This window comes from Candidatus Termitispirillum reticulitermitis, from assembly GCF_054655775.1.
Map to the genome: position 1 here is coordinate 1 of NZ_BAAIHG010000172.1, position 969 is coordinate 969.

The 969-nt window shown below is 44.7% G+C and carries 2 protein-coding genes; one reads left to right on the forward strand and one right to left on the reverse strand.

Translation table 11 applies throughout. The features are described 5' to 3' along the window. Positions 1-316 (reverse strand): phospholipase D-like domain-containing protein (locus tag AC1MDJ_RS08075; RefSeq protein ID WP_479690402.1); only part of this gene is annotated, 316 nt, incomplete at its 3' end. Between the two features lie 80 nt (positions 317-396). Between AC1MDJ_RS08075 and AC1MDJ_RS08080 the strand changes: the two genes are divergently transcribed. Then, positions 397-969, forward strand: a 573-nt coding sequence (locus tag AC1MDJ_RS08080) for a glycine--tRNA ligase subunit beta (protein ID WP_479690403.1), incomplete at its 3' end; no start/stop codon positions are given.

Genomic DNA, 969 nt, shown 5'->3' on the forward strand with positions numbered 1-969 from the left:
CGTCCTCAACCTCTTTTGTGTCGTCAGCCTGTTCAATCTCTCGCGTCACCTGTGTAATCGTTGCCTCTTTTAGGCGAGCACTAGTTACGTGTTCCTCTATAATATCAAAGATAGGCTTATCAACATCAAGCCCTACAAGGATACGCACCTTTTCAATACTCTCAAATGCTTTGTAAAGTCTATGAAACCCTGATGCTCTGAAATAGCCGACTAACACGTCAAAATATTGTGCGTGGCGCAGAACACTCGTGAATCTAGTATAAAGGCTAGATTCAGCCGTATTATTCGTAAAAAACTTTAAGTCTGTGCTAGACATGCGCAATCAATATCACGCACAGCCTAAAATGTCAAATACGCCTTGACAAAATCCCAGCCTGCTATTATCCTGTCAGGACAATGAAGACAACAACATCTTATTTATTGGAAATAGGCTGTCAAGAGCTACCTGCGGCATTCGTGCCGCTTACGGCAGACTATCTGAAAGGAGAGGTGGCTAATCAGCTTGCCAGCTTGAAACTGCCTTACACATCCATTAGCGCGGGCGGAACTCCGCGCCGTGTATATTTATGTATAGACGGGCTTCCTTATAGGCAGGATGATAGACAGGACACTATATTTGGTCCGCCAGCGAAAATTGCATTCAATACTGATGGCACTATTAGTGAAGTAGGGTTGAAATTCGCTAAAGCAAGGGGGCTTGACAGCTCAACTATTACCAAAGCTAAAAATGAAAAGGGTGAGGAGCGATTAGCGGGCGTGCAGAAGCTCACAGGTGCTGATACAAAAGATTTGCTGGCACAGCTTATCCCCGTTGCTATCCATAATATACCATTCCCTAAATCTATGCGTTGGGGGGAGCATAGCATACGTTTTGCTAGACCGCTCCAATACGTGATGTCTATATTTGACGGACAGCTACTGGAGCTAAATATTGACGAATTCCCCGCGATAGATACGAGCATTGGGCAT